The sequence below is a fragment of the Acetomicrobium sp. S15 = DSM 107314 genome, from assembly GCF_016125955.1.
GTDB lineage: Bacteria > Synergistota > Synergistia > Synergistales > Thermosynergistaceae > Thermosynergistes > Thermosynergistes pyruvativorans.
In genome coordinates, this window is sequence record NZ_JADEVE010000320.1 from 1 (window position 1) to 365 (window position 365).

General features: G+C 50.7%; 1 protein-coding gene. It reads left to right on the forward strand.

Features of this window, described 5'->3' with window-relative positions; genetic code table 11:
- Positions 1-226, forward strand: a 226-nt coding sequence (locus tag EZM41_RS09420) for a flagellar protein FliS (protein WP_198470850.1), incomplete at its 5' end; no start/stop codon positions are given.
- Positions 227-365: the final 139 nt, after the last annotated feature.

Sequence of the window (365 nt, forward strand, 5' to 3'; positions counted from 1 at the left end):
GACAGCATCGAAAGAGAAACTTTTGCTTTTGACGTACGACATCGGCATTCGTTCTTGTGCGGTTGCAGAGGAAGCTATTTCTAAGAAAGATCGCGAATCAGCCAACACTCATCTCCAAAGGGCCCAGCGTGTCATCAGAGCGGGCTCAGAGAGCGCGTGCGTATCCATACCTACAAAAATCGGCCCTGTGATGCCGCGAGAAGCCCTGTATTCGCATATGGCCTGACATATGGCCAATATATGATCCTCATACCTCAGAACAGGATACTCTTGGCCGTAGACCTCGCAGTGCTTCCCTTCATGGTCGTCATGACCATCCCCATCACCAGGGGCAATATCCTAAAGACCGTCATCATAGGCACGAT